The 26,370-nt window shown below is 63.0% G+C and carries 25 protein-coding genes; 11 read left to right on the forward strand and 14 right to left on the reverse strand.

Going from position 1 to position 26,370, the window contains the following annotated elements:
* Positions 1-141 precede the first annotated feature (141 nt).
* The gene (locus ACWGXF_RS05495; protein WP_256629421.1) at positions 142-2,229 is read left to right on the forward strand and encodes an acetoacetate--CoA ligase; all 2,088 of its coding nucleotides are present in this window, start codon (positions 142-144) and stop codon (positions 2,227-2,229) included.
* A gap of 72 nt (positions 2,230-2,301) precedes the next feature.
* Here ACWGXF_RS05495 and ACWGXF_RS05500 read toward each other — a convergent pair whose 3' ends face one another.
* A complete protein-coding gene (locus ACWGXF_RS05500) occupies positions 2,302-3,051 on the reverse strand; it encodes an enoyl-CoA hydratase/isomerase family protein (RefSeq protein WP_256629419.1) in 750 nt (249 codons plus the stop codon).
* A 149-nt stretch (positions 3,052-3,200) separates the two neighbouring features.
* On the opposite strand from ACWGXF_RS05500, the gene minC reads away from it, so the two are divergent.
* The 3 genes from minC to minE are packed head-to-tail and all read left to right on the forward strand — an operon-like array spanning position 3,201 to position 5,078.
* Complete coding sequence (gene minC / locus ACWGXF_RS05505; protein WP_034351247.1) at positions 3,201-3,935, forward strand: septum site-determining protein MinC; 735 nt, start codon at positions 3,201-3,203, stop codon at positions 3,933-3,935.
* 58 nt (positions 3,936-3,993) lie between these two features.
* A complete protein-coding gene (minD, locus tag ACWGXF_RS05510) occupies positions 3,994-4,806 on the forward strand; it encodes a septum site-determining protein MinD (protein WP_003069672.1) in 813 nt (270 codons plus the stop codon).
* Between the two features lie 5 nt (positions 4,807-4,811).
* Entirely contained in the window at positions 4,812-5,078 is a 267-nt protein-coding gene (gene minE, locus ACWGXF_RS05515) for a cell division topological specificity factor MinE (RefSeq protein ID WP_003071985.1), read from the forward strand.
* 124 nt (positions 5,079-5,202) lie between these two features.
* Here minE and gorA read toward each other — a convergent pair whose 3' ends face one another.
* From gorA to ACWGXF_RS05545, 6 genes are all read right to left on the reverse strand, one after another.
* The gene (gene gorA, locus ACWGXF_RS05520; protein ID WP_256629415.1) at positions 5,203-6,567 is read right to left on the reverse strand and encodes a glutathione-disulfide reductase; all 1,365 of its coding nucleotides are present in this window, start codon (positions 6,565-6,567) and stop codon (positions 5,203-5,205) included.
* Between the two features lie 129 nt (positions 6,568-6,696).
* Positions 6,697-7,608, reverse strand: a complete 912-nt coding sequence (locus tag ACWGXF_RS05525; protein ID WP_256629414.1) for a TauD/TfdA dioxygenase family protein — start codon at positions 7,606-7,608, stop codon at positions 6,697-6,699.
* Between the two features lie 131 nt (positions 7,609-7,739).
* The gene (locus tag ACWGXF_RS05530) at positions 7,740-8,264 is read right to left on the reverse strand and encodes a flavin reductase family protein (RefSeq protein WP_452101746.1); all 525 of its coding nucleotides are present in this window, start codon (positions 8,262-8,264) and stop codon (positions 7,740-7,742) included.
* Between the two features lie 197 nt (positions 8,265-8,461).
* Positions 8,462-9,103: a 3'-5' exonuclease gene (locus ACWGXF_RS05535; protein WP_256629412.1), complete on the reverse strand. Its 642-nt coding sequence runs from the start codon at positions 9,101-9,103 to the stop codon at positions 8,462-8,464.
* Positions 9,104-9,129: 26 nt separating this feature from the next.
* Entirely contained in the window at positions 9,130-9,621 is a 492-nt protein-coding gene (gene hpaR / locus ACWGXF_RS05540) for a homoprotocatechuate degradation operon regulator HpaR (RefSeq protein ID WP_087866127.1), read from the reverse strand.
* 113 nt (positions 9,622-9,734) lie between these two features.
* Positions 9,735-11,111, reverse strand: a complete 1,377-nt coding sequence (locus tag ACWGXF_RS05545; protein WP_256629410.1) for a D-amino acid dehydrogenase — start codon at positions 11,109-11,111, stop codon at positions 9,735-9,737.
* A 42-nt stretch (positions 11,112-11,153) separates the two neighbouring features.
* Between ACWGXF_RS05545 and ACWGXF_RS05550 the strand changes: the two genes are divergently transcribed.
* Positions 11,154-12,068, forward strand: coding sequence for a LysR family transcriptional regulator ArgP (locus ACWGXF_RS05550; RefSeq protein ID WP_202787999.1), 915 nt, complete (start codon positions 11,154-11,156; stop codon positions 12,066-12,068).
* A gap of 161 nt (positions 12,069-12,229) precedes the next feature.
* Here ACWGXF_RS05550 and ACWGXF_RS05555 read toward each other — a convergent pair whose 3' ends face one another.
* Genes ACWGXF_RS05555 through ACWGXF_RS05565 form a run of 3 tightly spaced genes read right to left on the reverse strand, consistent with a single transcriptional unit; the run spans position 12,230 to position 14,554 of the window.
* Positions 12,230-12,652: a universal stress protein gene (locus ACWGXF_RS05555; protein ID WP_003065214.1), complete on the reverse strand. Its 423-nt coding sequence runs from the start codon at positions 12,650-12,652 to the stop codon at positions 12,230-12,232.
* Positions 12,653-12,681: 29 nt separating this feature from the next.
* Positions 12,682-13,560: a metallophosphoesterase gene (locus ACWGXF_RS05560; RefSeq protein ID WP_012836586.1), complete on the reverse strand. Its 879-nt coding sequence runs from the start codon at positions 13,558-13,560 to the stop codon at positions 12,682-12,684.
* 13 nt (positions 13,561-13,573) lie between these two features.
* Positions 13,574-14,554, reverse strand: coding sequence for a LysR family transcriptional regulator (locus ACWGXF_RS05565; RefSeq protein ID WP_034351561.1), 981 nt, complete (start codon positions 14,552-14,554; stop codon positions 13,574-13,576).
* 135 nt (positions 14,555-14,689) lie between these two features.
* On the opposite strand from ACWGXF_RS05565, the gene ACWGXF_RS05570 reads away from it, so the two are divergent.
* Positions 14,690-15,118, forward strand: coding sequence for a hypothetical protein (locus ACWGXF_RS05570; RefSeq protein WP_003065220.1), 429 nt, complete (start codon positions 14,690-14,692; stop codon positions 15,116-15,118).
* Positions 15,119-15,307: 189 nt separating this feature from the next.
* Here ACWGXF_RS05570 and ACWGXF_RS05575 read toward each other — a convergent pair whose 3' ends face one another.
* Together ACWGXF_RS05575 and ACWGXF_RS05580 are read right to left on the reverse strand one after the other, a co-directional pair.
* A complete protein-coding gene (locus tag ACWGXF_RS05575; protein ID WP_003065223.1) occupies positions 15,308-17,164 on the reverse strand; it encodes a phosphoenolpyruvate carboxykinase (GTP) in 1,857 nt (618 codons plus the stop codon).
* A gap of 321 nt (positions 17,165-17,485) precedes the next feature.
* The gene (locus ACWGXF_RS05580; protein ID WP_003059912.1) at positions 17,486-17,623 is read right to left on the reverse strand and encodes a hypothetical protein; all 138 of its coding nucleotides are present in this window, start codon (positions 17,621-17,623) and stop codon (positions 17,486-17,488) included.
* Positions 17,624-17,926: 303 nt separating this feature from the next.
* Here ACWGXF_RS05580 and ACWGXF_RS05585 point away from each other — a divergent pair, with 303 nt between their 5' ends.
* A complete protein-coding gene (locus tag ACWGXF_RS05585; RefSeq protein ID WP_452101747.1) occupies positions 17,927-18,697 on the forward strand; it encodes a slipin family protein in 771 nt (256 codons plus the stop codon).
* Positions 18,698-18,719: 22 nt separating this feature from the next.
* On the opposite strand, the gene ACWGXF_RS05590 is transcribed toward ACWGXF_RS05585, so the two are convergent.
* A complete protein-coding gene (locus tag ACWGXF_RS05590) occupies positions 18,720-19,919 on the reverse strand; it encodes a threonine ammonia-lyase (RefSeq protein WP_057094223.1) in 1,200 nt (399 codons plus the stop codon).
* A gap of 304 nt (positions 19,920-20,223) precedes the next feature.
* On the opposite strand from ACWGXF_RS05590, the gene boxC reads away from it, so the two are divergent.
* From boxC to ACWGXF_RS05610, 4 genes are all read left to right on the forward strand, one after another.
* The gene (gene boxC, locus ACWGXF_RS05595) at positions 20,224-21,882 is read left to right on the forward strand and encodes a 2,3-epoxybenzoyl-CoA dihydrolase (protein WP_452101748.1); all 1,659 of its coding nucleotides are present in this window, start codon (positions 20,224-20,226) and stop codon (positions 21,880-21,882) included.
* 42 nt (positions 21,883-21,924) lie between these two features.
* Complete coding sequence (boxB, locus tag ACWGXF_RS05600; protein WP_046461743.1) at positions 21,925-23,349, forward strand: benzoyl-CoA 2,3-epoxidase subunit BoxB; 1,425 nt, start codon at positions 21,925-21,927, stop codon at positions 23,347-23,349.
* Positions 23,350-23,457: 108 nt separating this feature from the next.
* Positions 23,458-24,759 (forward strand): benzoyl-CoA 2,3-epoxidase subunit BoxA, encoded by a 1,302-nt coding sequence (boxA, locus tag ACWGXF_RS05605; RefSeq protein ID WP_087865243.1) that lies wholly within the window; start codon positions 23,458-23,460, stop codon positions 24,757-24,759.
* 138 nt (positions 24,760-24,897) lie between these two features.
* Positions 24,898-25,500, forward strand: coding sequence for an HD domain-containing protein (locus tag ACWGXF_RS05610; protein WP_039049332.1), 603 nt, complete (start codon positions 24,898-24,900; stop codon positions 25,498-25,500).
* A 140-nt stretch (positions 25,501-25,640) separates the two neighbouring features.
* Here ACWGXF_RS05610 and ACWGXF_RS05615 read toward each other — a convergent pair whose 3' ends face one another.
* Entirely contained in the window at positions 25,641-26,369 is a 729-nt protein-coding gene (locus ACWGXF_RS05615) for an aspartate/glutamate racemase family protein (RefSeq protein WP_012836579.1), read from the reverse strand.
* Position 26,370 lies beyond the last annotated feature (1 nt).

Consider the following 26,370-nt stretch of genomic DNA (forward strand, 5'->3'; position numbering starts at 1 on the left):
GTGTAAACAGGCCCCGATTATCGGTTTGACCGCTCAGCTGTGCTCGTGTGCGCCCATACAGCCGACCGCGCTGCTGCACAGGTGACATCTGGCGGGGCCACCACCAATGACTTGCAAGGGCTGCAGCGCTAGGCTGGACCCATGTCTTCCGCACCGCAACACCCCGCTCCCTATATCCCTCAGATCCGGCTGTACCAGAACTGGCTGCATGAAACGCGCGGCCTGAGCTTTGCCGACTATGACGCGCTGTGGCGCTGGTCGACCAGCGATCTCGACACCTTCTGGCAAAGCATCTGGGATTACTTCGATCTGCAGTCGCCCACGCCGCACAGCGCGGTGCTGGCCAGAAACACCATGCCCGGCGCGCAGTGGTTCCCGGGCGCGCAGGTGAACTATGTGCAGCAGGTGCTGCGCCATGTCCAGCCGGCCCATGCCGCCGGCATGCCGGCCGTCATCAGCCGCAACGAGCAGGGTCTGCAGCGCGAGCTGAGCTGGCCCGAGCTGCAGCGCCAGGTGGCGGCCCTGGCCCTGCATCTGCGTGCCCAGGGCGTTGCCAAGGGCGACCGCGTCGCGGCCTATCTGCCCAATATTCCCGAGGCCATCGTCGCCTTTCTGGCCTGCGCCAGTCTGGGCGCCATCTGGAGCATCTGCGCGCCCGACATGGGCACCCATGCCGTGCTCGACCGCTTCAAGCAGATAGCGCCCAAGGCGCTGATCGCCGTGGACGGGGTGCACTATGCAGGCAAGGACATAGACCGCCGCGAGGTCCTGCAGGAGCTGCGCCAGGGCCTGCCCAGCGTGCAGCACGTGGTGCTGGTGCCCAATCTGGATACCTCGATAAAGATAGTCGACACCGCAGACTACACAAGCGTTACAGCGAGAAATGATGCTGATACCGCTGCCTTTGAGCCCGAGTGGCTGGCGTTCGACCATCCGTTGTGGATCGTCTACTCCAGCGGCACCACGGGCCTGCCCAAGCCCATAGTCCACGGCCATGGCGGCATGGTGCTGGTGGCCTTGCAGCTCAAGGCCTTGCACAACGACATCGGCTGCAGCTACGAGCCCAATAGCTGGGGCGAGCGCTACCACTGGTACAGCTCCACGGGCTGGGTGATGTGGAATGCCCAGGTCTCGGGCCTGCTGGGCGGCACTAGCTGCGTGATCTTCGACGGCAGCCCTGGCGGCAGCAAGGACAAGCCCGACTGGGGCACGCTGTGGCGCTTCGCGGCCGAGACCGGCGTGACCAGCTTTGGCTCGGGCGCAGCCTTCTATGCCAACTGCATGAAAGCCGGTCTTGAGCTGTCCAGCTGCGGCGACCTGTCGCGCATACGCGGGCTGGGCAGCACGGGCTCGCCGCTGTCTGCTGAAGTTCAGCAATGGGGTACAGACCAATTCGAGAAACTGGGCCGCGCCAATATTTGGTGGAATAACTTATCCGGCGGCACCGACTTCGCGGGCGCCTTTATCGGCGGCAACCGCGATCTGCCGCTGGTGCCCGGCGTCATGCAATGCCGCCAGCTGGGCGCCGCCGTCGAGGCCTGGAACGAGCAGGGCCAGCCCGTGATGGACGAGGTCGGCGAGCTGGTCTGCACCCAGCCCATTCCCTCCATGCCGCTGTTTCTCTGGGGCGATGCGGACGGCAAGCGCTATTTGTCGAGTTACTTCGATATGTACCCGGCCGGCCATGGCCGCCAACCGGGCGGCGGCGATGGTGACGCCGAAATGGGGCCTGTTTGGCGTCATGGCGACTGGATCAAGCTGCTCGGCGAGGGCGGCTGCATCATCTACGGCCGCAGCGATGCGACCATCAACCGCCATGGCCTGCGCATGGGCACCAGCGAGATCTACAGCGCCGTCGAGGCCCTGCCCGAGGTGCTGGACAGCATGGTGGTGGATCTCGAATATCTGGGCAAGGACAGCTATATGCCGCTGTTTGTGGCCCTGCGTCCGGGCGTGGAGCTCGATGCGGCGCTGCGCGAGCGCATCAACAAGGCCATCCGTTCGGCGCTGTCGCCCCGCTTTGTGCCCGACGATATCTTTGCCGTGGCCGAGATACCGCGCACGCTCAGCGGCAAAAAGCAGGAGCTGCCCATCAAGAAGCTGCTGCTGGGCCAGCCGCTGGCCAAGGTGGTCAACAAGGACGCCATGGCCAACCCAGGCTGCCTGGACTGGTACGAAGGCTTTGCCAGGGAATATCTGGCCAGGACAGAAGCAGGCACAGTGTCCTGACGCGGCAGGCGCGGTGCGAGGGCCTGGGTGGCCCCCGCCGCCTTGCAAAGGATTACCGTCCCTTCTTGGGGATCAGTGCCCCTGAAAGCGGGCAGCTCTCTTTTCGCGCCAGGCCGCACCGCCTTCCTTCAGATCGGCCGACTCGATGGTGGCCTGCACGGCGGCATCGATACCGGCCCTGTCATGCACGCCACGGGCAATGGCGTTGAGGTGTTTCTTCATGCCCAGCAAGGCCAGCGGCGCCATGCCTGACAGCGTGGTCTGCAGCTGCGCCACGCGCTCGCCGATATCGGTGCCGTCCACCAGATCGGTCAGAAAGCCGCAGTCCTTCATGGCCTGGGCCTGCAGCTTCTCGCAGCTCAGAAACAGGCGTTTGGCCGTGTCCAGGCCCAGGCGGGTCACATAGCGCTCCAGGCCCGAGAGGTAGAAATGCAGGCCCAGCCGCGCGGCAGGCATGAACATCTGGCTGTTGGCACCGCCAACGCGGAAGTCGCAGGCCAGTGCCATATCGGTGGCGCCGCCGAACACCCCGCCCTGAATCGCGGCAATGGTGACGGGACGGCAGTTCTCGATGGCATCCACCATCTCGCCGAAGGAGCTGCCCTCGTTCTGGCTGTTGGCGATCTCGCCAATGTCATAACCGCTGCAGAAATGCCTGCCCACCGCCTGCAGCGTCAGCACCAGCACCGCGGGGCTGGCGTTGACCTCGTCGATCTGACGACGCAGCACGATCAGGTCTTCGGGCAGCAGTTTGTTGGCAACTTCGGGACGGCGCAAGGTGATGCTGGCACAGGCGCCCTGGATCAAAAGCTCTGGAGACATGACTGTATTTTCATCCAGACCTGCACAGACACAGGCCTCTGAGGTGCATCAAGTGTTGCAGTGCAAACACTCGGTGACCATATCTTTTGCCGGTAGGCAGGTACACTTTGTCGTCCTCATAGAGCACCTGATGTGCGCTGATCCCATCCATGTCTGTTGAATCGACCGGCGCCGAGCGCCCCAGCTTTGACCTCAAGAGCGCACAACTGCCGGTGCTTTCCGTGGTACTTCGCAGCACCGACATGCAGGCGCTGGCCCAGGATCTGGCCCGCCGTCTTGCCGACGACCCGGACTTCTTCGACAACGACCCTGTGCTGATCGACCTCAGCCAGGTGCGCGAAGCAGAGGAAGAAATCGACTTCCCGGCCCTGATCGAGGCCCTGCGCAACCACCGCACAGTGCCCGTTGCCGTGCGCAGCGGCAGCGAGGCCCAGATGGAAGCAGCCAAGGCCCTTGGTCTGAGCGCAGCCCCCGATGCCATGCCGACGCGCCGCACCGAGCCGGAAATCCACGAAATCATTCGCGAAGTGGAGGTCGAGGTGCCTGCTCCTCTGGCCGATGCCGTCATCGTGGACCGGCCGCTGCGCTCGGGCCAGCGCGTCTATGCCAAAGGCACCGACATTGTGGTTCTGGACATGGTCAGCTATGGTGCCGAGGTGATTGCCGACGGCAACGTCCATGTCTATGCGCCGCTGCGCGGCCGCGCCGTGGCCGGGGCCAGCGGCAACACCAGCGCAAGAATTTTTAGCACTTGCATGGAGGCGCAACTGCTTTCCATCGCAGGTATCTACCGCACAATTGAAACCGATCTCCCCAAGGACGTCGCCGGCAAAGCTGCCAAGGTGCGCCTGGAGGGAGAAAGAATCGTTATCGAACCGGTATGAGAGACACACCGGACACCCTATCAACCTGCCCCATTTGTCTTAAAGGAATCGTGCAAACATGGCCAAAATCGTCGTCGTGACCTCTGGCAAAGGCGGTGTCGGCAAGACCACCACCAGCGCCAGCTTCGCATCCGGCCTCGCACTGCGCGGCCACAAGACCGCAGTGATTGACTTCGATGTGGGTCTGCGCAATCTCGATCTGATCATGGGCTGCGAGCGCCGCGTGGTCTATGACCTCATCAATGTCATCCAGGGCGAAGCCAATCTGAACCAGGCCCTGATCAAGGACAAGCAGTGCGAAAACCTGTTCGTGCTGGCCGCTTCGCAGACCCGAGACAAGGAAGCCCTCACGCAGGAAGGCGTGAAGAAGGTGCTGGACGACCTGTCCGCCATGGACTTCGAGTTCATCATCTGCGACTCGCCCGCCGGCATTGAAAGCGGCGCACTGATGGCCATGCACTATGCCGAAGAGGCCCTGGTGGTGACCAACCCCGAAGTCTCGTCGGTGCGTGACTCGGACCGTATCTTGGGCATGCTCAGCTCCAAGACGGAGCGTGCGGTCAAGGGCGAGCGCATCAAGGAGCATCTGCTGATCACGCGCTACAACCCCAATCGCGTGGAAGACGGCCAGATGCTGTCGCTGGAGGATATCCAGGACATTCTGCGCATCGAGCTGATCGGCGTGATCCCCGAATCCGAAACCGTGCTCCAGGCCTCCAACCAGGGCATTCCCGCCGTGCACATGCAAGGCACGGATGTGGCAGAGGCCTATCAGGACGTGGTGGCCCGATTCCTGGGCGAAGAAAAACCCATGCGCTTTACCGAAGCCGTCAAACCCGGTTTCTTCAAGCGCATGTTTGGCGGGAGGTAAGCCTGATGTCCATGTTGTCGTTTCTGCTCGGAGAGAAGAAGAAGTCCGCCTCGGTCGCCAAGGAGCGACTGCAGATCATTCTCGCGCGCGAGCGCGTGGGCGGCGAAAGTGGCAAGCCCGACTATCTGCCTGCCCTGCAAAAAGAGCTGATGGCCGTGATTTCCAAGTATGTGGACATCAACCCCAATGACATCAAGGTACAGCTGGAGCGCCAGGAAAACCTTGAGGTTCTGGAAGTCAAGATCGAGCTGCCGGACGCCGCGCGCGGCTGATACCAACTCATCTATCCATAGCGCTAGCGCTTGATGGACAAGGAAATGGGCCTGAAAAGGCCCATTTTTCATTGCGATGCCGCCGCGCGGCCCTGCACCCTGCGAACGCGCGGGGTGTCATTCCTCATTCGCGCACCGGCTCGCGCATGGTCACCAGCTCCTCGGCCACGGTCGGGTGTATGCCTATGGTCGCATCGAACTGCTGCTTGGTCGCGCCGCATTGCAGCGCCACGGCAAAGCCCTGCATCAGTTCGCCCGCACCCTCTCCGACCATATGCACGCCGCGCACGCGCTGGTCGGCCTTGGAGACGATGAGCTTGAGGAAGACGTTCTCGGGCTCGGCCCCCATGCGATTGGTCAGCGGCCTGAAGCCGGACTGGAAAACCTGCACTGCGCCGAAGCGCTCGCGCGCCACCTCCTCCGACAGGCCCACGGTGCCCACCTGCGGATGGGAAAACACCGCCGTCGGCACCAGCTCGTAGTCGGGAGCGCTCTTGCCGCCCTGGCCGAACAGATGATGGGCGAGCACCGTCCCCTCAGCCAGCGCCACGGGTGTCAGAGCCATGCGATCGACCACATCGCCCACGGCATGGATGGAGGGCACGTTGCTGCAGAAATGCTGATCCACCTCGATGGCGCCCTTGTCGTTGACCTTGACACCCGCAGCCTCCAGCCCCAGGCCTTCGATCAGGGGCACGCGACCCGTGGCGTACATCACGCAGTCCACCGCCAGCTGCTCGCCGCTCTTGAGCTGCAGGTGCAGGCCGTCCGCCTGCTTGCTGATGGCCTGGATTTCTTCGCCCCAGCGAAAGCTCACACCCAGCTGAGCCATTTCCTGGCCCAGATGCAGACCCAGGTCTGCATCAAAGCCGCGCAGCAACTGCTGGCGGCGATGCAGCAGAGTCGTCTCGGCGCCCAGGCCGTTGAAGATGGAGGCAAACTCCACGGCGATATAGCCTCCGCCCACGACCACCACCCGCCTGGGCAGATGCGGCAGATGGAAGGCCTCGTCAGAGCTGATGGCATGCTCCACGCCAGGAATATCGGGCAGGCTGGGCGTTCCGCCCGTTGCAATCAGGATATGGCGGGCATGGATGGTCTGGCCATTCACCAGCACGCTATGCGGCCCCGAGAGCGCCGCACGGCCATGGATAAGGGTAATGCCTGCGCCGGCCAGCATGCGGCCGTAGACACCGTTCAGGCGCTCGATTTCGCGGTCCTTGTTGGCAATCAGCGTGGGCCAGTCGAAGCGCGGCTGCTCCAGCTGCCAGCCAAAGCCCCGGGCCTCCTCGGCCAGCTGGCTGAAGTGCGCGGCATAGCTGAGCAGCTTCTTGGGGATGCAGCCCACGTTGACGCAGGTACCGCCCAATTGGGCAGCCTCCACCACAGCCACACGGGCCCCCAGGCCGGCAGCCACACGGCTGGCGCGCACGCCGCCCGAGCCACCGCCTATGACCAGAAAATCGTAATCAAAGTCTTGTTGCTGCATGTCCTGTCTCGCTGTTTGGGAGGTTCAAAGCAGATGCTTGCTGCTTTGAACTCTACAAGACAAGACTGCCGCAGGTGGTTTAACGCAGCGTTAAACCACCTGCACGACCCAGTTTGATTGGCGGGAGGCTCAGAACGGTTTGTCGCCCACGACCGTGGCGCGATGCATGCGGCGCACGGCCGGGAAATAGTCCTGAATCGCGTAATGCTGGGTAGAGCGGTTGTCCCACATGGCAATGGTGTTGGGCTCCCAGTGCAGGCGCATCTGGTATTCCAGAATCGCAGGCTGGCGCAGCAGATAGTTCATCAGATCCTGTTGCTGGGCATGAATTTCGTTGGCCGAGCGGAAGCTGTCGAAGTTCGAGCTGAAGTTGGCGAAATGCGTGACGAAGGTCTCGTTGACGTAGAGAATCTTTTGGCCGCTTTCGGGGTGGGTGCGCACCACCGGGTGCACCACGGGCGGGTATTTGCCACGCACCTGGGCCTGCTCTGCGGGCGTCATGCGCGCACCGAACGAGGGCAGGATGTCATGCACGGCATACAGGCCGGCGATCTGCTGCTTGCGCGTCTCGGGCAGCTGCTCGTAGGCCTGCTCCATATTGATCCAGACCGTGTCGCCGCCGACCTCGGGGCATTCCACGCAGCGCAGCACCGAAGCCATGGAAGGCGTCTCGCGCCAGGAGACATCGGTGTGATAGACGTTCTCGGTGCCCGGGATCTTGCTGTTGCCGCCCAGCAGCACCAGTTCGGCATGGTCGGGGTGATGGGGAAATACCGGATGCAGCTCCAGCTCGCCGAAGCGGCGCGCAAACGCCACATGCTGGGCAGGCGTGATGTTCTGCTCGCGAAACACCAGCACCTTGTGCGCCACCAGCGCCTGGCGCAACTCGCGCGTCTGCTCCTCGCTCATGGGCTGGCGCAGGTCTATGCCCGAAACCTCCACGCCGATGGCGGGTGAGATGCGCCTGAGCTCGATCCCCGTCCTGCTTGCCGCGGCCACCTTGAGCTGGGTATGGGCCGGCCTGTCTTCGCAATCGATCATGATGTGTCTCCAAAGCGTTGCAACCACTGTCCTCGGGCCTGACGCGGCAGGCCTGGGGGCAATCTAGGGCGGGCCTTGGAGATCGGTATCGTTCAAGCCGACTAGGTAGGGTTCCCAGTCGGCAGCCGGCCTTACCTGACGAAGCCGTGGGCGTGCATATGGCCCGAGTGGTAGAGCAGCGGCGCGCGGTCGGCATGGTGCTCGCAGCGTTCCACATCGCCGATGAAGAGCAGATGGTCGCCTTCCTCATGCTGGCGCAGATTGCGGCACTCGAAGACCGCGCTGCAGCCCTCGAGCAGCGGCACGCCATGCTCGGAGTCATGGTGCTGCGTATGGCTGAAACGGTCCGCGCCCTTGCGTGCAAACAGCTCGGCCAGCGGCTTTTGCGAAGCCGCCAGCACATGAATCGCGTAATGCGTGCTGTGGCGGAACACGGGCAGTGAGTTGGCCTTCAGACCCAGGCTCCAGAGCACCAGCGAGGGCGCCAGCGACAGTGCGTTGAAGGAGCTGACCGTGGAGCCCACCGCATGGCCCTCTGCACTGCGCGCCGTGATGATGGTCACGCCGGTGGCAAATTGCCCCAGCGCATCGCGAAATTCGCGCTGCGAGAAAGGCAAGGCCGAACGCAAGACGGAGGTAGGCAAGGCGGAGTTCACGAAATTCAGAGCTCAGGTCAGCGACCACAACGGTGCGCCACGGTTCAAGATCAGCAGATCCAAAGAGCATCTGCAGGACTTGATCAATTATCAACTTGAACCTTGCCGGTCACAATCCGTAAGGGCTTAAGGTCAGAATCATCAATTTTGATAGCTTATCGCGCAGTAATGCAAAGGCCTGCAGGCCTAAACCTTCATCAATCCTGGGTCTGAGCTGCCAGCAGCCCTTGACCGGCCTGCTGCGCCAGCCAGCTGCCGGCCTTGGCTTTGCTGCAGCGTTGCAGCTGCATCAGCAGCTCGTGCTCGGGCCAGGGCAAGGCATGGCGCTCGCACAAATCCTGCTGCATGCGGGCCAGCAGGGCTGCCGCCATCTCGGCATCGGCCAGCGCCCGGTGGGCGCGGCCCGTGGAAGGCAGGTGCAGGTAGCGCGCCAGATTGCCCAGGCTGTGACTGGGCGCCTGCGGGTAGATGCGGCGCGACAGCAGCACGGTGCAGGCAAACAGCTGGGGGGCGGCTTCGCCCGCCAGCGCCAGCTCGGCCTGCCAGAACTTGCTGTCGAACGATGCGTTGTGGGCCACCATGGGCGCAGCGCCCACAAAGCGGGCCGCATCGCGCATCACCTCGGCGGCGGGCGGCGCCGTGCGCAGCATGGCATTGGTGATGCCGGTGAGTTCGGTGATGAAGGGCGAGACCCAGGCCCCGGTCTGCATCAGGCTCTGGAAACGGTCCACCACACGGCCCTGCTCCAGCAGCACGATGGCCACCTCGGTGGCCCTGGCACCCTGGGCGGGCGTCATGCCCGTGGTTTCGAAGTCGATGACGGCAATCGCAGCACTCATCACTGCATTGTGCCGTGGCCGGCGCCTCAGTCCTGGCCCAGCTCGTCTTCGCCGGGCAGACCCAGGCTCTGCACCACATGCTCGAGTATGCGGAACAACTGCTCGCTCTCGGCGCTGCCCAGTTGCTCCTCGATCTCGGAGTAGATGGTCTCGAAGTGCGGCACGATCTGGGCCACCATCTCCTGGCCTGCTGGCGTGAGGGCGAACTCGGAGCCCCGCAGATCGGCTACATGGCGACCGCGCTTGATGAGCAGGCGTCCTTCCAGCGTCTTGAGCAGGCGCGAGAGGCTGGGCATGCTGATGAAGGTCAGCTGCGACAGCTCCATGGGACGCAGGCGCTTGTCGGCCACCCACATGATGCGCAGCACGCGCCATTGCTGCTCGGTCAGGCCGTGTGCACGCAGCGAGGGACGAAAGCGCACCATGACCGCCTCGCGGGCCTTGAGCAAAGCCATGGGCAATGAGCGCGCGAAGGAACGTGAGGTTTCAAGGGCAGGAGTGATGTCGTGCTGGATCATGGCATGGACGAGTTGCTGGCGTGATTGTATGTAAGAGCCCCACGCAGCGATACCGTCAATCCGGGCAAAAGAGTCAGCCAGCCCGTACTCGTCCTGCAGTCCTATGCCCTGTCTCAGGCCGACGCAATCCGCGCGCCGCGTGCGACCTCGGGTGCCGGCTCATCCCAGAACCGGAAATCCAGCGCCGGGCGCTCGCCGCTCATCAGGGCCGCCATGGCCTTGCCCGAGCCTGCTCCATGCGTCCAGCCCAGGGTGCCATGCCCGGCATTGACCCAGATGCCTCTTGCCTGCGTGGCCCCGATGCAGGGAATATTGCTGGGCGTGGCGGGCCGCAGACCGCACCAGAACTGCGGATCGCCACCCTGTTCGGGCAGGCGCGTGTCGCAGACGCCGGGCATCAGCTCCTCCACGCGCCTGACCAGCATCTCGCAGCGCGCCCTGGCCGTGGGCGTGTCCAGACTCAGATCGAAGCCTCCCAGCTCTATGGTGCCGGCTACCCGCAGTCGGTTGCCCAAACGGCTCATGGCGACCTTGCGGCTGTCGTCGATGGTGGAGACCATGGGGGCTTTTTCAGGCCGCAGCAGCGGCAAGGTGGCGCTATAGCCCTTGCCCGGATAGATGGGAACCTTCACGCCCAGAGGCTTGAGCAGCAGCGGCGTGTAGGAGCCGCAGGCGACCACCACGGCATCCGCGCTCAGCATGCGCGGGGCGCCATCGCTGCCGTCGCGAATCTGCACCTGGGCAGGCTTGCCCCGACGCGCCGACTGCAGACTCAGGATGTCGTGGCCGTAGAGGAATTGCACACCGGCCTGGGCACAGAGACCGGCCAGCTTTTCGGTGAACAGACGCGCATCACCGGACTCATCGGTGGCGGTGAAGGTGCCGCCCGCAATCTGCGCCGCATAGGGCGTGAATGCTGGCTCGATGGCCAGCAGCTCGTCGCGGCTGACCAGACGGCGCTGCACGCCATATTGCCGCATCAGCTCCACGCCTTCGGCGGCCTCGGCAAACGCCTGCGGGCTGCTGTAGAAATGGGCAATGCCGCGCTCCAGCCGCTCGAACTCGATACCGGTCTTCTGGACCATGTCCTTGAGCGCCACATGACTGTAGGCGCCCAGCGCCACGATCTGCTGCACATTGCGCGCAAAGGCACGGTCGTTGCACTGGGCCAGGAACTGCAGGCACCAGCGCCATTGCGCGCTGTCGGCCTGGGGCCGCAGCAGCAGAGGAGCCTCTTTGTCGAACATCCATTTGAGCGCCTTCCAGGGCGCCTGGCGATTCGCCCAGGGCTCGCAGTAACTGACCGATATCTGGCCGCCATTGGCATAGCTGGTCTCCAGGGCCGGACCGCTCTGGCGGTCCACCACGGTGACTTGGTGACCGCGCTCGCGCAGATGCCAGGCGGTGCTGATGCCGATGATGCCGGCGCCCAGGACGATGATGTTCATGCGGCCAGTGTCTGCACTCTTGCGGCCAAACAAAAGCAGCATTAAATTTTCAGCAGTTTCATCAGAAATGCTAATGAAGTTGCCATGAGCTCCTGGGACCCTGTTGCACTGGAATGCCTGGCCGCCATCGTGGAAGAAGGCGGCTTCGAGCGCGCGGCGCAAAAGCTGCACATCACCCAGTCGGCGGTGTCCCAGCGCCTGCGTGCACTGGAGGCACAGGTGGGCTCGGTACTGGTGGAGCGCACGCGTCCCGTCAAGCCCACCAGCGCCGGGCGGCTGCTGCTCAAGCATGCCAAGCAGTTGCGCCTGCTGCGCGCCGATCTCGCTCATGAGTTGCAGGAGCTGGCACCGCAAACCGGGCAGAGTCTGGCCGGAGAAATCGTCTCCATCGCCATCAATGCCGACAGCATTGCCACCTGGGCCATGACGGCTCTGGACGAGCTGGTGAAGAGCGGCCTGCCGCTGGAGGTGGTGGTCGACGATCAGGACTTCACGCAGGAGCTGCTGCGCTCGGGCCAGGTCATGGGCTGCGTCACCACGCTGAGTCAGGCCCTGCGCGGCTGCACGGTGCAGCCTCTGGGCGCCATGCGCTACGTGGCCGTGGCCTCGCGCGAGTTTGCGCAGCAAAGACTGCCCCAGGGGCTGACGCGCAAGAACTTCAACCAGCTGCCCTATCTGTCCTTCAACCGCAAGGACGATATGCAGGCCGAATTTGTGGCGCGTTGCCTGGGTCTGCGCAATGTGTCGCTGCAGCATCAGATTCTGCTGCCCAGCTGCGAAGCTCAGGTGCGCGCCGTGCGTGCCGGATGGGGCGTGGGCGTGCTGCCGCAACTGCTGGTGCAGCCCGCGCTGGATGCCGGTGAGCTGATCGACGTGGCAACAGGCCATGCGCTGTCCATCGCGCTGTTCTGGCATTGCTGGAATCTGGAGTCACGCGTGCTGGCCCGTGTCAGCCAGGCCTTGCTGGGCAAGGCCCGCCAAGTGCTGCAAGCAGTTTGATGCAGACAAGAAAAAAGGCCGTGCTTTGCAGCGCGGCCTTGAGAGCTTGATGTCAAACGGAGGTACTTTGGTTTTTGTAGCTGTGGACGCTCATCTATACTTGATTTGACGCTGTTTTATGCCTGATGTGTATGCAGATCAAGCGCAAGCAGCTATGAAAATCAGCGAATCAGCAGCACGGGGATGGTGCAGCCCGCCAGCACCTGAGAGCTGACCGAGCCCATGACCAGACGGCCCAGCGCGCCATGGCCGTGCGTGCCCATGGCGATCAGGTCGAACTTGCCGTCCTGGGCGGCATGGATGATGGTGTCGGCAATGGGGCCGACCTTGGCGATGCTTTGCGCCTCGACGCCACGCCCCTTCAGGAACTCCAGCACGGGCTGCAGGATCTTGGCGGATTCTTCGTCGTAGTACTGCTCCACCACTTCCTTGCCCAGCGCAGCGCGTGCACGAGGCGGCAGCAGCGGCTGCACGGTGATGATGGTGTACTCATGGCCCGTGCCCAGCATCTCCTGATGCGAGGTCAGATAGGCCAGCATTTTCTGGGTATAGGCACTGCCGTCCACGGCGAGCAAGATCTTCATACCAATTTCTCCTTGTTGATGTCTCAAGCCTAAGGGCTGGGGACAGTCAGCATCTTGACTTGGCTCAAGTCAATTGTCGATGCCGGCAGAAAGTCATCCTGCTCTCCCTTGCGGGCATAGCCCAGGGGATTGGCCACCACACGGCATTGCCATTCGCTGCCGTCCTCGCGCTGGCCGCACGCGATGTAGTCGCTGGCGCAATGCAGATGGCCGTGCAGCCAGAGCTGGGCATGGGGCAGAAAGTCGTCCATCACATTGCAGAAACCGGCCGTACCAGGTACCAGGCCGTAGCGCGGATCGGCACTGCGCAGGCTGGGCGCAAAGTGGGTCACGGCCACCGTGGGTCCGTCAAAGGGCTGCTGCAGCGCGGCGCGCAGCCAGTCCTGGCAGAGCAGGCTTTCCTCGCGCATGGGCGCGGCCAGAAACGGCTCGCCCTGGCGACTGCCGCCTGTCTTTTGCAGATAGAAATTGGCGGCGCGAAAGGCCTTCTCGCGCAGCTTGTGCAAGCGCGTGGCATCGCTCACGCCTTCATGCATGGCCATGGCGTCGAAGTCGCTCCACAGCGTGGTGCCGATGAAGCGCACCCCGTCCATGACCACGGTTTCACGATCGAGCCAGATCAGGCCCAGCCTGTCGCACACACGCTGCAGGCGCAGCCTTGCCTCGTCGAAGTCCTGCATGTCGTATTCGTGATTGCCGGGCACGAACAGCACGGGTGTGGGCCAGTTGGCGTATTGCGGCAGCGGCGAGAAACGCTCCAGCCCGAAGTTCTCGCCGTCGACCTGGGTGCTGCTCTGGTAGGAGCCGATGTCGCCGGCCAGCACCAGCACATCGGCGCCCGCGGCTGGCTGGGCCACGAATTGGGGGTGGACTTCGAGGTGCAGGTCGGACAGCAGCTGGATCTTCATGTGGCTAGTTTAGTCAACCATGGTGAGTGACCTGGGCCGAACCGTTGGCAAAGGTGATCTCGGCCGAGCGCGTCAGCGTTTTCAGCAGCCAGTCATAGGCCTGCGGGTGCGGGCCGCGCCGACGCCACAGTGCATCCACATGCACGGGCGTGACATCGAAGGGCAGATCGCGCAGCTCCAGCTGGTCGCTCATGCCGGTCACGGGCACAAAATGGCGCGGCAAGATGGTCAGCAGATCGGAGTTGAGCACCACGCGCGCCGCAGTGAAGAACTGGTTGACGGTGAGCACCACTTCACGCGAACGCCCCAGCGAGGCCAGGGCCTCGTCGATGAAGCCGAAGGAGCGGCCCGAAAAGCTGACCAGCATATGGCGTGCCGCGCAATAGTTGTCCAGCGTCAGCGGAACATGCGCCAGCGGATGGCCTTTGCGCATCACGCACAGGTACTCGCCCTCATACAGACGGCGGCTGTCAAACGCCACCAGACCGCCAGCCTGGGCACGCGCCGTCAGATCGGCCAGTACGGCGGGGAAATAGCCCACGGCCATATCGGCCTCGCCATCATCAAGCAAGGGCCTTGGATCGCGCGTGGTCAGCGGCAGCAGGCGTATGCCCAGGCCCGGTGCCTCGCGCGCCAGAATCGGGTACAGCGGCGGAATCAGCGTGGCGGCCGTGGCATCGGCCATGGCGATCACGAACGTGGTGGCGGCCGTCTCGGGATCGAACTCATCGGGTGCGAGTGCACCCTCCAGATGCTGCAAGGCCTCGCGTATCACCGGCCACAGGGCCTGGGCACGCGGCGTGGGCTCCACGCCCTGTCCCTGGCGCACCAGCAGCTCGTCGCCCAGGACCTCGCGCAGCCGGCGCATGGCATTGCTGACCGCCGGCTGGGTGATGCTGAGCTTGTGCGCCGCACGCGTGAGACTGCGCTCGGACATGACCTCGTCGAAGACGCGCAGCAGATTGAGATCCAGAGAACGAAAGTTCAAAGACATGGCATCACCCAATACATCACTGCTGTGAATGCTACAGATTCAAAATATAAATTTGAACACACCTAGGGTAATCCCTATAGTTACACCTATTCCCCGGGCAATTCGCCAAAAGCGTGGGTCAAAGGGTTAACTGCCATGAGCAACTTTATTTACAACTCCTACTGTGTCGAGCACCCTGGTGTGGTGCGTATCTATCAAGCCAGCGATGAACGCATGGCCGCCATTGCCGCCGAGCACGAGGCGCAATCCCAGTCCAGGTCGTACTGGATGGTGCTGGCTGTAGTGCTGGCCGCCCTGGCCGCCGGCGTCTTCCAGGCCACCGAAACCTGGAGCGACGGTCATATGATGGCTGCCTGGATGGTTCTGTGGGCCATGGCTTTTGCCAGCATTGCCCTCTTCTCCACTCCCGCACGCCGTGCCATCAATCTGGTGCGCACCGGCTACCGCGCCTGGGTCAAGAGCCGCCAGCAAGCTGCTGCCGATGAACGCGTCTGGAACGCCGCGCTGCAAGATGCCCGCCTGATGGCCGATCTGGCCCGTGCCATGGATCGCCAGAGCCGCTGAGCGCTCAGACCGCTTCTCGAAAAAAGCCGCTGCCCACAAGGCCGCGGCTTTTTTCATGCCCTCTCGGCGCATCATGAAATAAGCGTCTACCCTTTGTCCGGCAAGCGCCAACAGCTATCAACACAAAGGTTCAAAAAGAAAAAGCCCTGCGGCCAACGGCCTGCAGGGCTTTTTTATTCCGTCAAGGGCTTAGGCGGACAGGCGCTCTTCGAGCTTGGCTTTGGTATCCAGCATGGCCTTGGGCAGGTTGTAGGCCAGCTTGTCGAAGTGCTCGCCGTGCAGCTTCATTTCCTCGGCCCAGGCCGCCTTGTCGATATTGGTCACGCTGTCGAACTGGGCGGCATCGAAGTCCAGACCGCTCCAGTTGATTTCAGCGTACTGGGGAGCAATACCGAAGGCGGTTTCCTGGCCTTGGACCTGGCCTTCCAGACGGTCGATCATCCACTTCAGAACACGCATGTTTTCACCGTAGCCGGGCCAGACGAACTTGCCTTCGGCATTCTTGCGGAACCAGTTGGTGGTGAAGATCTTGGGCAGGGTTGCGCCCTGGCCTTCGATCTTGGCGCCTAGATCCAGCCAGTGCTGGAAATAGTCGCTCATGTTGTAGCCGGCAAAAGGCAGCATGGCGAAGGGGTCGCGGCGCACCACGCCTTGTGCACCAAAGGCGGCGGCGGTGGTCTCGGAACCCATGGTCGCTGCCATGTACACGCCCTCGGTCCAGTCACGGGCTTCGGTCACCAGAGGCACGGTGGTCGAGCGGCGGCCGCCGAAGATCATGGCATCGATCTTCACGCCGGCGGGATCGTCCCAGGCTTCGTCCAGCGCAGGGTTGTTGGTTGCAGCCACGGTGAAGCGGGCATTGGGGTGGGCGGCCTTGGCGCCGGTTTCCTTGGCGATCTGGGGCGTCCAGTCCTTGCCTTGCCAGTCGATCAGGTGATCGGGCAGCTTGCCCTGGTCCTTTTCCATGCCTTCCCACCACACGTCGCCGTCATCGGTCAGGGCCACATTGGTGAAGATCACGTTCTTGTCCAGGCTCAACATGCAGTTCGGGTTGGTCAGCATATTGGTGCCGGGAGCCACACCGAAGTAACCGGCTTCGGGGTTGATGGCGCGCAGCGAGCCGTCGGCCTGGGGCTTGATCCAGGCGATGTCGTCACCGATGGTCGTGACTTTCCAGCCGTCGAAGGCCTTGGGCGGCACCAGCATGGAGAAATTGGTCTTGCCGCAGGCCGAGGGGAAGGCCGCAGCCACGTGGTACTTCTTGCCTTCGGGGTTGGTAACGCCCAGGATCAGCATGTGCTCGGCCAGCCAGCCCTGGTCACGGCCCATGGTGGAGGCGATACGCAGCGCAAAGCACTTCTTGCCCAGCAGCGCATTGCCGCCGTAGCCCGAGCCGTAAGACCAGATCTCGCGGGTTTCGGGATAGTGAACAATGTACTTGGTCTTGCTGCAAGGCCAGGTGGTCTCGTCCTTCTGGCCTGCGGCCAGAGGTGCGCCGATGGTGTGCACGCAGGGCACGAACTCGCCGCTGGTGCCAATCACGTCATACACGGCCTTGCCCATGCGGGTCATGATCTTCATGTTGACGGCCACATAGGGGCTGTCGGACAGCTCGATACCCACGTGGGCGATGGGCGAACCCAGCGGGCCCATGGAGAAAGGCACCACGTACATGGTGCGGCCAGCCATGCAGCCGTCGAACAGCGGGTTCAGCGTGGCGCGCATTTCCGCAGGTTCCATCCAGTTGTTGGTGGGGCCTGCGTCTTCCTTCTTGGCGGAGCAGATATAGGTGCGGTCTTCCACGCGAGCCACGTCCGAAGGATCGGTCCAGGCCAGGAAGGAGCCGGGGCGCTTGGCCAGGGGCTTGAAGGTGCCGGCATCCACCAGTTGCTGGCACAGCGCGTCATATTCGGCTTGCGAGCCGTCGCACCAATGGATCTGGGCGGGCTTGCACAGCGCGGCCATTTCGGCGACCCAGGCAATGAGCTTGGGGTTCTTGACGTAGTCGGGAGCCTGGATGTTCAGGCTTTGCACAGCGGCGTTCATGGGGGAAGTCCTTCAATTAAAAAACCAGTTTTTCAAAGAAGCATCCTCGGCTGCGTCTTTGAAAAAAGGCTTTTGAAGGTGTCTCGCCTGCTTTCCCTAGCGCTTGTTGGCGCCTGAAATCCGTCTGAAATAGTCAAAACAACCTTGTTTTGAATAGCAGCGGGAGATCGATTTTAGGTAGGGGCCTTGAATTTGTCAGCAAATCACCGGCAATATCTATGCATTTTGCGCATCAATATATGCATGCCGCATTCATTCATAACCTGCACAGACGTAAAAAAACCCCGCGTCGCGGGGTTGGGCTCGAGAAGGTTGGAATGCCTAGGCCATGTTCACGGCAATAAAGGCCAGCAGGAACATCATCACGGCGCCAGCGGCGGGAATGATGATGGGAATATAGGGCACAACGGCTTCGGCCGCGTCCTGTGCCTCGTGGTTCACTGCGGAATCATCTGACATGTGATCAATGCTCCTCCTGAAAGCAGGCGGTGAAACAAGCAAGCTCTGCGGCCATTCTAGGCACAGCCCTGGCGACATGGCTCAGGGAAAGCCATAGCCACCTTTTGCGCTCAGACCCGCGTCCCATGTCCGCCAATGGCGAACAGCACTTCTTCGATGTCGACCATGCGCAGGCAAGTTCACACTCGGAGTGCAACAGCATATGCTGGGCTTGCGGACGACCCGGCGCCGATTGCGAAATCGATGTGCACCGTCCAACGTCAGATCGCAGCGCCGAAGTCCCTCGCTGAAAGGATGGCTTCTATGGTTAGCGCTTCTTTCCTGTTCTGGCTGATCCTGCTGATGCTGGTGATTGGCCTGGGGACGGCGTCGATCCGGATTTTTCGCGAGTATGAGCGCGGTGTGGTCTTCACGCTGGGGCGCTTCTGGAAGGTCAAGGGGCCGGGACTGATCTTCATCATTCCCGCCATCCAGCAGGTGGTACGGGTCGATCTGCGCACCGTGGTCCTGGAGGTCCTCGCGCAGGATGTGATCTCGCGCGACAACGTCTCGGTCAAGGTCAATGCCGTGATCTATCTGCGCGTGGTGGATGCGGAAAAGGCGGTGATCCAGGTGGTCAATTATCTGGAGGCCACCAGTCAGCTCGCGCAAACCATGCTGCGCTCCGTATTGGGCAAGCATCAGCTCGACGAAATGCTGGCAGAGCGCGAATCGCTGAACCTGGACATCCAGCAGGCGCTGGATGCGCAAACCGACACCTGGGGCATCAAGGTCTCGAACGTGGAGATCAAGCAGGTCGATCTGACCGAATCCATGATCCGGGCGATCGCACGTCAGGCCGAGGCCGAACGCGAACGCCGCGCCAAGGTGATTCACGCCGAAGGCGAATTGCAGGCTTCGGAAAAACTGTCTCAGGCAGCGAAAGTTCTGGCTCAGGAGCCTCAGGCCATCTTGCTGCGCTACCTGGAGACGCTGACCGTGATCGGCGCGGACAGGAACACCACGGTGGTGTTCCCCTTGCCCATGGACCTGGTGACCCCGCTGATCAAGAAAATCACGCCCCTGCAGGCCTGAGCAAGGCCTGCAGGCTCAAGCCTCACACCAGGGCCGCCTCCATGCCTGCGCGGCGCAATTGCTCCAGCACCTCGCTCACATGGGCGTGGCCGCGTGTCTGCAGCACGAACTCGATCTCCACATTCTGCGCGGCCAGCATGGTGAAGGCACGCTGGTGATGGACTTCCTCGATATTCGCGCCGGCTCCGGCCACCGTGGCCGTGATCTGGGCCAGCACGCCGGGTACGTCGCGCGCGCTGACACGCACACGCGCCAGACGACCGGAGCGCACCATGCCGCGCTCGATGATGGCAGCCAGCAGCATGGGGTCGATATTGCCACCCGACAGCACCAGACCTATTTTCCGGCCCTTGAAGCGAGCGGGATAGCGCAGCAAGGCCGCCAGGCCCGCCGCCCCTGCGCCTTCAACCAAGGTCTTCTCGATCTCCAGCAGCATGAGCACGGCCTGCTCTATATCTCCTTCGTCCACCAGCAACAAATCGTCCACGCAGCGCTGCACCACCTCCTGGGTGATGATGCCTGGCTGGGTCACCGCAATGCCCTCGGCGATCGTCGAAGTCCCCATGGGAAGATCTGTGTGCCGCAGCGCATTGACCATGGAGGGAAAGCGCTGCGTCTGCACACCCACGACCTCCATCTCGGGCTTGATGGCCTTGGCTGCCGTGGCAATGCCCGCAATCAGACCGCCGCCGCCAATGGCAATGATCAGCGCATCCAGATCGGGCTGTGCCTGCAGGATTTCCAGCGCCAGCGTGCCCTGGCCCGCAGCAATCGCTTCGTCGTCATAGGGATGGACAAAGGTCAGTTGCTGCTCCTGCGCCAGCTGATAGGCATGGGCTCGCGCCTCGGCCAATGTGTCGCCATGCAGCACCACCTCGGCACCGAAGCCGCGCGTGCGCTCCACCTTCACACCCGGGGTGAAACGCGGCATGACGATGACGGCACGCAAGCCCAGACGTTGTGCGTGATAGGCCACGCCCTGGGCGTGGTTGCCCGCACTCATGGCGACCACGCCGCGTGCGCGCTCGGCATCGCTGAGCATGAGCAGCTTGTTCAGCGCGCCACGCTCCTTGAAGGATGCAGTGAACTGCAGGTTCTCGAACTTGAGATAGACCTGCGCCCCCGTGATCTGCGAGAGCGTGCGTGATTCCACAAAAGGGGTTTGAAGGACGGCGCCATTCAGGCGCGCAGCGGCGGCTTGGATATCTGCAAAGGTCAGCATGGTGGATCCATTTTGCAAGCAGCTCATCACCCCGCGCCAGTGCTGGGTTTGCGAATCAAAGCCATCCAGCTCGGTTGCTCAGTAATTGCTAGCTAATTGCCCTTTCCTAGCAAGGGAATAGCCGCCAAAACACTTCAAATCCGGCGCCGTTCTGCGAACTGTGAGCACCTAAGGATTTCCCTTGGTTTCAGCAAAACATGCAACATAGTGCCTAAATCGGCGTGCTTTTTTTCGATGAATCTGCATAATTGTGCCAACACCGAGTCAGTAACTGCACTATCTTTCATCTCAGCAGGAGCCGAGCATGCAGCAGCAAACCAACGTCGATTACCGCACAGAGCCCAGCCAGTACCGGCACTGGTCGTTTGAAGTGAATGGCAATATCGCCCGGCTCAAGCTGGACATCGCCGAGGACGCAGGCATACGCCCCGGCTACAAGCTCAAGCTCAACAGCTATGACCTGGGCGTGGATGTGGAGCTGCACGACGCCCTCAACCGCATCCGTTTTGAGCACCCGCAGGTGCGCTCCGTGATCGTGACCAGCGGCAAGGAACGCATCTTCTGCTCAGGTGCGAATATCTTCATGCTCGGCGTCTCGTCCCACGCCTGGAAGGTGAACTTCTGCAAGTTCACCAACGAGACGCGCAACGGCATGGAGGACAGCTCCAGGCACGACGGACTCAAGTTCGTCGCCGCCGTCAACGGCGCCTGCGCGGGCGGCGGCTACGAGCTGGCTCTGGCCTGCGACGACATCGTGCTGATCGACGACCGCTCTTCTTCCGTGTCACTGCCCGAGGTTCCGCTGCTGGGCGTGCTGCCTGGCACGGGCGGGCTGACGCGCGTGACCGACAAGCGCCATGTGCGTCACGACCTGGCCGACATCTTCTGCACCAGCGTGGAAGGCGTGCGCGGCCAGCGCGCCGTGGACTGGCGGCTGGTGGACGCGATCGCCAAGCCCGCACAGTTTGCCGAAGTGGTGCAGCAACGTGCCACGGCCCTGGGCGAGAGCAGCCCGCGCCCGGCTTCCGCCCAGGGCATACAGCTTGCCAGGCTGCAGCGCGAGCAAAGCCCGGACGGCCTGCACTATCGCCACGTCAGCGTGCAGATCGATCGCAGCAAGCGCAGTGCAACCATCACGGTCAAGGCCCCCCGTGGCGAACAGCCCGCCAGCCTTGAAGCCATAGAAGGCGCAGGCGCCGCCTGGTGGCCGCTGGCCATGGGCCGCGAGCTCGACGACGCCATCCTGCATCTGCGCACCAACGAGCTCGATGTGGGCACCTGGATTCTCAAGACCGAGGGCGATGCACGCGCCGTGCTGGCGGCGGGCCAGACCCTGGTGACGCACCGCGATCACTGGCTGGTGCAGCAAACCACAGGCCTGCTGCGCCGTACCTTTGCACGCCTCGATGTGTCGTCGCGCTCGCTGTTCGCCCTGATCGAGCCCGGCTCCTGCTTTGTCGGCATGCTGGCCGAGCTGGTCTTCTGCGCCGATCGCGCCTACATGCTGGTGCTGCCCGACGAGCCCGAGCGCGAGCCCGTCATCGAACTCGATGCCTTCAACTTCGGTCTGCTGCCGCTGGTCAACGATCAAAGCCGTCTGCAGCGTCGCTTCTATGAGGAGTCCGGGCCCCTGGAAGCCGCTCGCGCAGCGGTGGGCAAGCCGCTCAACGGCGACGCGGCCCAGCAACTCGGACTGGTCACCGCCGCGCTTGACGATATCGACTGGGAAGACGAGATCCGCATCGCCATGGAAGAGCGCGCCGCCATGTCGCCCGATGCGCTCACGGGTCTGGAAGCGAACCTGCGTTTCGCCAGCCAGGAAAACATGGTCACGCGCATCTTCGGGCGTCTGTCGGCCTGGCAGAACTGGATCTTCAACCGCCCCAACGCGGTGGGCGAAAAAGGGGCGCTGAAGCTCTACGGCACCGGACAGAAAGCCGGCTTCGATTTCAACAGGGTATGAGCCAACGGCCCTGAATCGGCAAAACATCACAGGAGACACCCCATGAGCAGCATCGACTACAGCCAGAAGATTCCCAACAACGTGGACCTCAGCGGCGACCGCACGTTGCAGCGTGCACTGGAGAGCTGGCAGCCCAATTTCATCCGCTGGTGGGACGATGTGGGCCCCGAAGGATCGACCAACCACGAGGTCTATCTGCGCACCGCGGTGAGCGTGGATCCGCAGGGCTGGGCGCAGTTCGGCTACGTCAAGATGCGCGACTATCGCTGGGGCATCTTCCTGAACCCGGCGGATCAGGAACGCAGCATTCACTTTGGCGATCACAAGGGCGAGAAAGCCTGGCAGGACGTGCCCGGCGAGCACCGCGCCAACCTGCGTCGCATCATCGTCACGCAAGGCGATACCGAACCCGCATCGGTGGAGCAGCAGCGCCACCTGGGCCTGACCGCACCGTCCATGTACGACCTGCGCAATCTGTTCCAGGTCAATGTGGAAGAAGGTCGCCACCTCTGGGCCATGGTCTACCTGTTGCACAAGCATTTCGGACGTGACGGACGCGAGGAAGCCGAGGCACTGCTGGAGCGCCAGAGCGGCGATGAAAACAACCCTCGCATTCTGGGCGCCTTCAACGAAAAAACGCCGGACTGGCTGGCGTTCTTCATGTTCACCTACTTCACCGACAGAGACGGAAAATTCCAGCTCGCAGCGCTGGCCGAATCCGCGTTCGACCCGCTGGCGCGCACCACCAAATTCATGCTGACCGAAGAGGCGCACCACATGTTTGTCGGCGAGTCCGGCGTCTCGCGCGTGCTGGCCCGAACCTGCCAGGTCATGAACGAACTCAAGACCGACGATGTGAACAAGCTGCGCAGCGCGGGCGTCATCGACCTGCCCACGATTCAGCGCTATCTGAACTTTCACTACAGCGTGACCATCGACCTGTTTGGTGCCGACCAGTCGAGCAATGCCGCCACCTTCTACAGCTCGGGCCTCAAGGGCCGTTACGAAGAGGGCAAGCGCGAGGACGACCACAGACTGCACGACCAGAACTACAAGGTGCTGGAGGTCGTGGACGGCAAGTTGCAGGAGAAGGAAGTGCCCATGCTCAACGCCTTGAACGAGGTGCTGCGCGACGACTACATCAAGGACAGCAATGCCGGTGTGGGCCGCTGGAACAAGGTGATGGAAAAGGCCGGAATCGACTTCCGCCTGACGGTGCCGCACAAGGCCTTCAACCGGCAGATCGGCGCGCTGGCAGGCGTGCGCATCAGCCCCGACGGCCGCCCCGTGAGCGAGCAGGAATGGTTGGCCAGGAAGAACGAGTGGCTGGCCAGCGACGACGACCGCAGCTTTGTCGCATCGCTGATGAAGCCATGCCTGGAGCCCGGCAAGTTCGCCGGCTGGATTGCCCCGCCGGTCATGGGTATCAATCGCCAGCCCGTGGACTTCGAGTATGTGAAATTTTGATCCCCCCTGAGCGGCTGAGCCGCTTCCCCCAAGGGGGACGACATCCTCGCGGCGGGGCGGCCCTTGCTCGATGTCACTGAGTTGGGTTGCCACGGTTTGGAGAAAGAAATGAGCACCATCACGCTGATTGAAAACGGCATCCTGAAGCAGCATCTGATCGACCCGGAAATCTGCATTCGCTGCAATACCTGCGAGGCGACCTGCCCCGTGGACGCCATCACGCATGACGACAACAACTATGTGGTCATGGCGGACAAGTGCAACGGCTGCATGGACTGCATCTCGCCCTGCCCGACCGGCTCCATCGACAACTGGCGACTGGTATCGGCAAGCAAGCCCTACAGCGTGGCCGAGCAGCTGGGCTGGGAGAGCCTGCCCGAAGAGCTTTCTGCCGATGCACTGGCCGCCGCGCAGACGGCCGAGAATGCCGGCGATGTGCAGGATCTGAGCCAGGCCCAGGCCGTGATCGCAGCCGCTGCCGGTCTGGCCGAAAGCGGCGCTGCGCAAGTCTTTCACGCAGCCAGTTATGGCGCCACCACGCCGCCCTGGTCTGCCGCCCATGCCTACACCAATCTGCATGGTCCCAAGGCTGCGGTGACGGCCACGGTGGTGGGCAATCTGAACTGCACGGAAGCCGGCTTCGACAACGAGACCCACCACATCGTGCTGGACTTCGGTGCCATGCCTTTCCCGGTGCTCGAAGGTCAGTCGCTGGGCATTGTCCCGCCCGGTGTGGATGCCGGCGGCAAGCCCCATGTGGCGCGCCAGTACTCGATTGCCAGTGCCCGCAATGGCGAGCGCCCCGGCTACAACAATCTGGCATTGACCGTGAAACGCGTGGTCGAGGATCACCAGGGCCAGCCCGTGCGCGGCGTGGCCAGCAACTATCTCTGCGATCTGCAGGTGGGTGACAAGGTACAGGTCATAGGCCCGTTCGGCAGCAGTTTTCTCATGCCCAATCACCCGCGCTCGCACATCGTGATGATCTGCACCGGCACAGGCAGCGCGCCCATGCGCGCCATGACGGAATGGCGCCGCCGCCTGCGCAAGAGCGGCAAGTTCGACAGCGGGAAACTGCTGCTGTTCTTCGGTGCGCGCACGCCTCAGGAGCTGCCCTATTTCGGCCCCCTGCAAAACCTGCCCAAGGATTTCATCGACATCAACTTCGCCTTCTCTCGCGTGGCCGGCCAGCCCAGGCGCTATGTGCAGGACGCCATGCGCGAGCGCTCGGCCGATCTCATGGAATTGCTGCGCGACGACAACACGCACATCTATGTCTGCGGTCTCAAAAGCATGGAGGACGGCGTCGTTCTGGCCCTGCGTGACGTGGCCCAGCAAGCAGGCCTGGGCTGGGAGGAACTGGGCGCAAGACTCAAGCGCGAAGGACGTCTGCACCTGGAAACCTATTGAGGCCTCAAGCCCTCGCGAATCCTGTGGACGGCAAGCAGGATTCGCGCATCAACGCTGCGGATGCATGTCATGCCCTTGACAGCGCAGCCCCTGCCAGCGCCCTACAGTGCAACGACCATAACCCACGAAAGACATGGCATGAATGCACGGGCGAACTTTCTGCGCATGCAAGACAGCACGCGTGAAGACTGGCAGTTGATCGGCGGCGAATTTGCACAGTTCAGCCAGGGCCTGCCCGAGCGGGTGATGGCCCATCTGAAGCTGCTGGAAGGCGACTATGGCGGCTTTCCGGTGGACCGCTACACCCACTCCCTGCAAACCGCTACGCGCGCGCTGCGCGACGGCCGTGACGAGGAGTATGTGGTGTGCGCGCTGCTGCACGACATTGGCGATACCCTCGGGTCCTTCAACCACCCCGACATTGCCGCAGCGATCCTCCAGCCCTTTGTGAGCGAGGCCAATCACTGGATGGTCCAGCATCACGGCATCTTCCAGGGCCATTACTTCTTCCATCACATCGGCCTGGACAGGGACATGCGCGAGCAGTTCCGGGAACATCCGCACTACCAGCGCACGGCCGAGTTCTGCGAACTCTATGACAACCCGGCCTTCGATCCCCGGGCCGAGACCTTGCCTCTGAGTGAATTCGAGCCCATGCTGCGCCGCCTGATGCAGCGACCCCGGCAAAGCATCTACAAGGCCGCCATGGACTCGGAGATGCGGGACGCCCGGAGGTCCTAGCACGTGCCGGCAAACCACCATTAAAAGATGAGCTGACACCGTACACCCATCAACAGATATGGCCGTGATTCGATACCTATCTGTTGTGCAGAAAGCGATTGCAGCTCATCTTTTTACGGGGCTTTGGCCCTCCCTCGCCGCTAATGCGCGTAGGCGTCCTGCGCCAGCGCGCAGGCCAGTATCCAGGCCGGGTCCACCAGCTCGGCGCCGCGGGCCTGCGGCGCCTGCGGCAGGGCCAGCGGAATCTCGGTGCAGCCCATGATCACGGGCACGGCGCCGTGGCGCTGCAGCAGCGGTGCCAGCGCCTCGCCGAAGCATTGCACGGCCAGCGGCATGTCGCCTTGTTTCACGCCCTCGTATATGCCTTGCATGAGCCGGGCTCGCCCCGCCTGTCCGGGGCGCAGCGCGGCAATGCCGCAATCGGCCAGCGCTGCGTCGTAGAGCCCGCTGTCATAGGTGCCGTCCGTGGCCAGCACCAGGGCCTGGCGCGCGCCGCCTGCCTTCAGATACAGCGCCGTCTGCTGCGCGATGTGCAGCACGCGCAGCTGCGGGAAAAGCGCCTGTATCTGCCCATGCCAGGCATGGGCCGTGTTGCAGGCCAGGGCCACGCTGCGCACGCCCAGGGCCGCGAGCCGGCCCGCGCCCTGCAGCAGATGCGCAGCCGGGCCCTCAGGTGACTGCGGATCGCGGCGCAGCGCCTGTGTGCGATCGGGCATGGGCAGTTGCACCAGCCAGTGCTCGGGATAGGCCTGGTCATGCACGGGCAGGCCCTGGTCCTGCAGGTGCCGGGTGCAGGCCTGCACGAACAGGCGCACGAAATCCGCGCCCGCTGCAGGCCCCATGCCGCCGAGAATGCCGACCGCCTGCATC

The organism is Comamonas sp. HJ-2, from assembly GCF_053615495.1.

What these genes read in the sequence shown, in the direction of transcription:
- ACWGXF_RS05495 (WP_256629421.1), top strand. Translation starts at nt 142, where the DNA reads ATGTCTTCCGCACCGCAACACCCCGCTCCCTATATCCCTCAGATCCGG.
- ACWGXF_RS05555 (WP_003065214.1), bottom strand. Translation starts at nt 12,652, where the DNA reads ATGAAGATCTTGCTCGCCGTGGACGGCAGTGCCTATACCCAGAAAATG.
- ACWGXF_RS05570 (WP_003065220.1), top strand. Translation starts at nt 14,690, where the DNA reads ATGAGCAACTTTATTTACAACTCCTACTGTGTCGAGCACCCTGGTGTG.
- hpaR (WP_087866127.1), bottom strand. Translation starts at nt 9,621, where the DNA reads ATGATCCAGCACGACATCACTCCTGCCCTTGAAACCTCACGTTCCTTC.
- minE (WP_003071985.1), top strand. Translation starts at nt 4,812, where the DNA reads ATGTCCATGTTGTCGTTTCTGCTCGGAGAGAAGAAGAAGTCCGCCTCG.
- boxA (WP_087865243.1), top strand. Translation starts at nt 23,458, where the DNA reads ATGAGCACCATCACGCTGATTGAAAACGGCATCCTGAAGCAGCATCTG.
- ACWGXF_RS05615 (WP_012836579.1), bottom strand. Translation starts at nt 26,369, where the DNA reads ATGCAGGCGGTCGGCATTCTCGGCGGCATGGGGCCTGCAGCGGGCGCG.
- ACWGXF_RS05575 (WP_003065223.1), bottom strand. Translation starts at nt 17,164, where the DNA reads ATGAACGCCGCTGTGCAAAGCCTGAACATCCAGGCTCCCGACTACGTC.
- ACWGXF_RS05545 (WP_256629410.1), bottom strand. Translation starts at nt 11,111, where the DNA reads ATGCTGCTTTTGTTTGGCCGCAAGAGTGCAGACACTGGCCGCATGAAC.
- ACWGXF_RS05500 (WP_256629419.1), bottom strand. Translation starts at nt 3,051, where the DNA reads ATGTCTCCAGAGCTTTTGATCCAGGGCGCCTGTGCCAGCATCACCTTG.
- boxB (WP_046461743.1), top strand. Translation starts at nt 21,925, where the DNA reads ATGAGCAGCATCGACTACAGCCAGAAGATTCCCAACAACGTGGACCTC.
- ACWGXF_RS05585 (WP_452101747.1), top strand. Translation starts at nt 17,927, where the DNA reads ATGGTTAGCGCTTCTTTCCTGTTCTGGCTGATCCTGCTGATGCTGGTG.
- minC (WP_034351247.1), top strand. Translation starts at nt 3,201, where the DNA reads ATGTCTGTTGAATCGACCGGCGCCGAGCGCCCCAGCTTTGACCTCAAG.
- minD (WP_003069672.1), top strand. Translation starts at nt 3,994, where the DNA reads ATGGCCAAAATCGTCGTCGTGACCTCTGGCAAAGGCGGTGTCGGCAAG.
- ACWGXF_RS05550 (WP_202787999.1), top strand. Translation starts at nt 11,154, where the DNA reads ATGAGCTCCTGGGACCCTGTTGCACTGGAATGCCTGGCCGCCATCGTG.
- ACWGXF_RS05565 (WP_034351561.1), bottom strand. Translation starts at nt 14,554, where the DNA reads ATGTCTTTGAACTTTCGTTCTCTGGATCTCAATCTGCTGCGCGTCTTC.
- ACWGXF_RS05525 (WP_256629414.1), bottom strand. Translation starts at nt 7,608, where the DNA reads ATGATCGATTGCGAAGACAGGCCGGCCCATACCCAGCTCAAGGTGGCC.
- ACWGXF_RS05610 (WP_039049332.1), top strand. Translation starts at nt 24,898, where the DNA reads ATGAATGCACGGGCGAACTTTCTGCGCATGCAAGACAGCACGCGTGAA.
- ACWGXF_RS05560 (WP_012836586.1), bottom strand. Translation starts at nt 13,560, where the DNA reads ATGAAGATCCAGCTGCTGTCCGACCTGCACCTCGAAGTCCACCCCCAA.
- ACWGXF_RS05535 (WP_256629412.1), bottom strand. Translation starts at nt 9,103, where the DNA reads ATGAGTGCTGCGATTGCCGTCATCGACTTCGAAACCACGGGCATGACG.
- ACWGXF_RS05590 (WP_057094223.1), bottom strand. Translation starts at nt 19,919, where the DNA reads ATGCTGACCTTTGCAGATATCCAAGCCGCCGCTGCGCGCCTGAATGGC.
- boxC (WP_452101748.1), top strand. Translation starts at nt 20,224, where the DNA reads ATGCAGCAGCAAACCAACGTCGATTACCGCACAGAGCCCAGCCAGTAC.
- ACWGXF_RS05580 (WP_003059912.1), bottom strand. Translation starts at nt 17,623, where the DNA reads ATGTCAGATGATTCCGCAGTGAACCACGAGGCACAGGACGCGGCCGAA.
- gorA (WP_256629415.1), bottom strand. Translation starts at nt 6,567, where the DNA reads ATGCAGCAACAAGACTTTGATTACGATTTTCTGGTCATAGGCGGTGGC.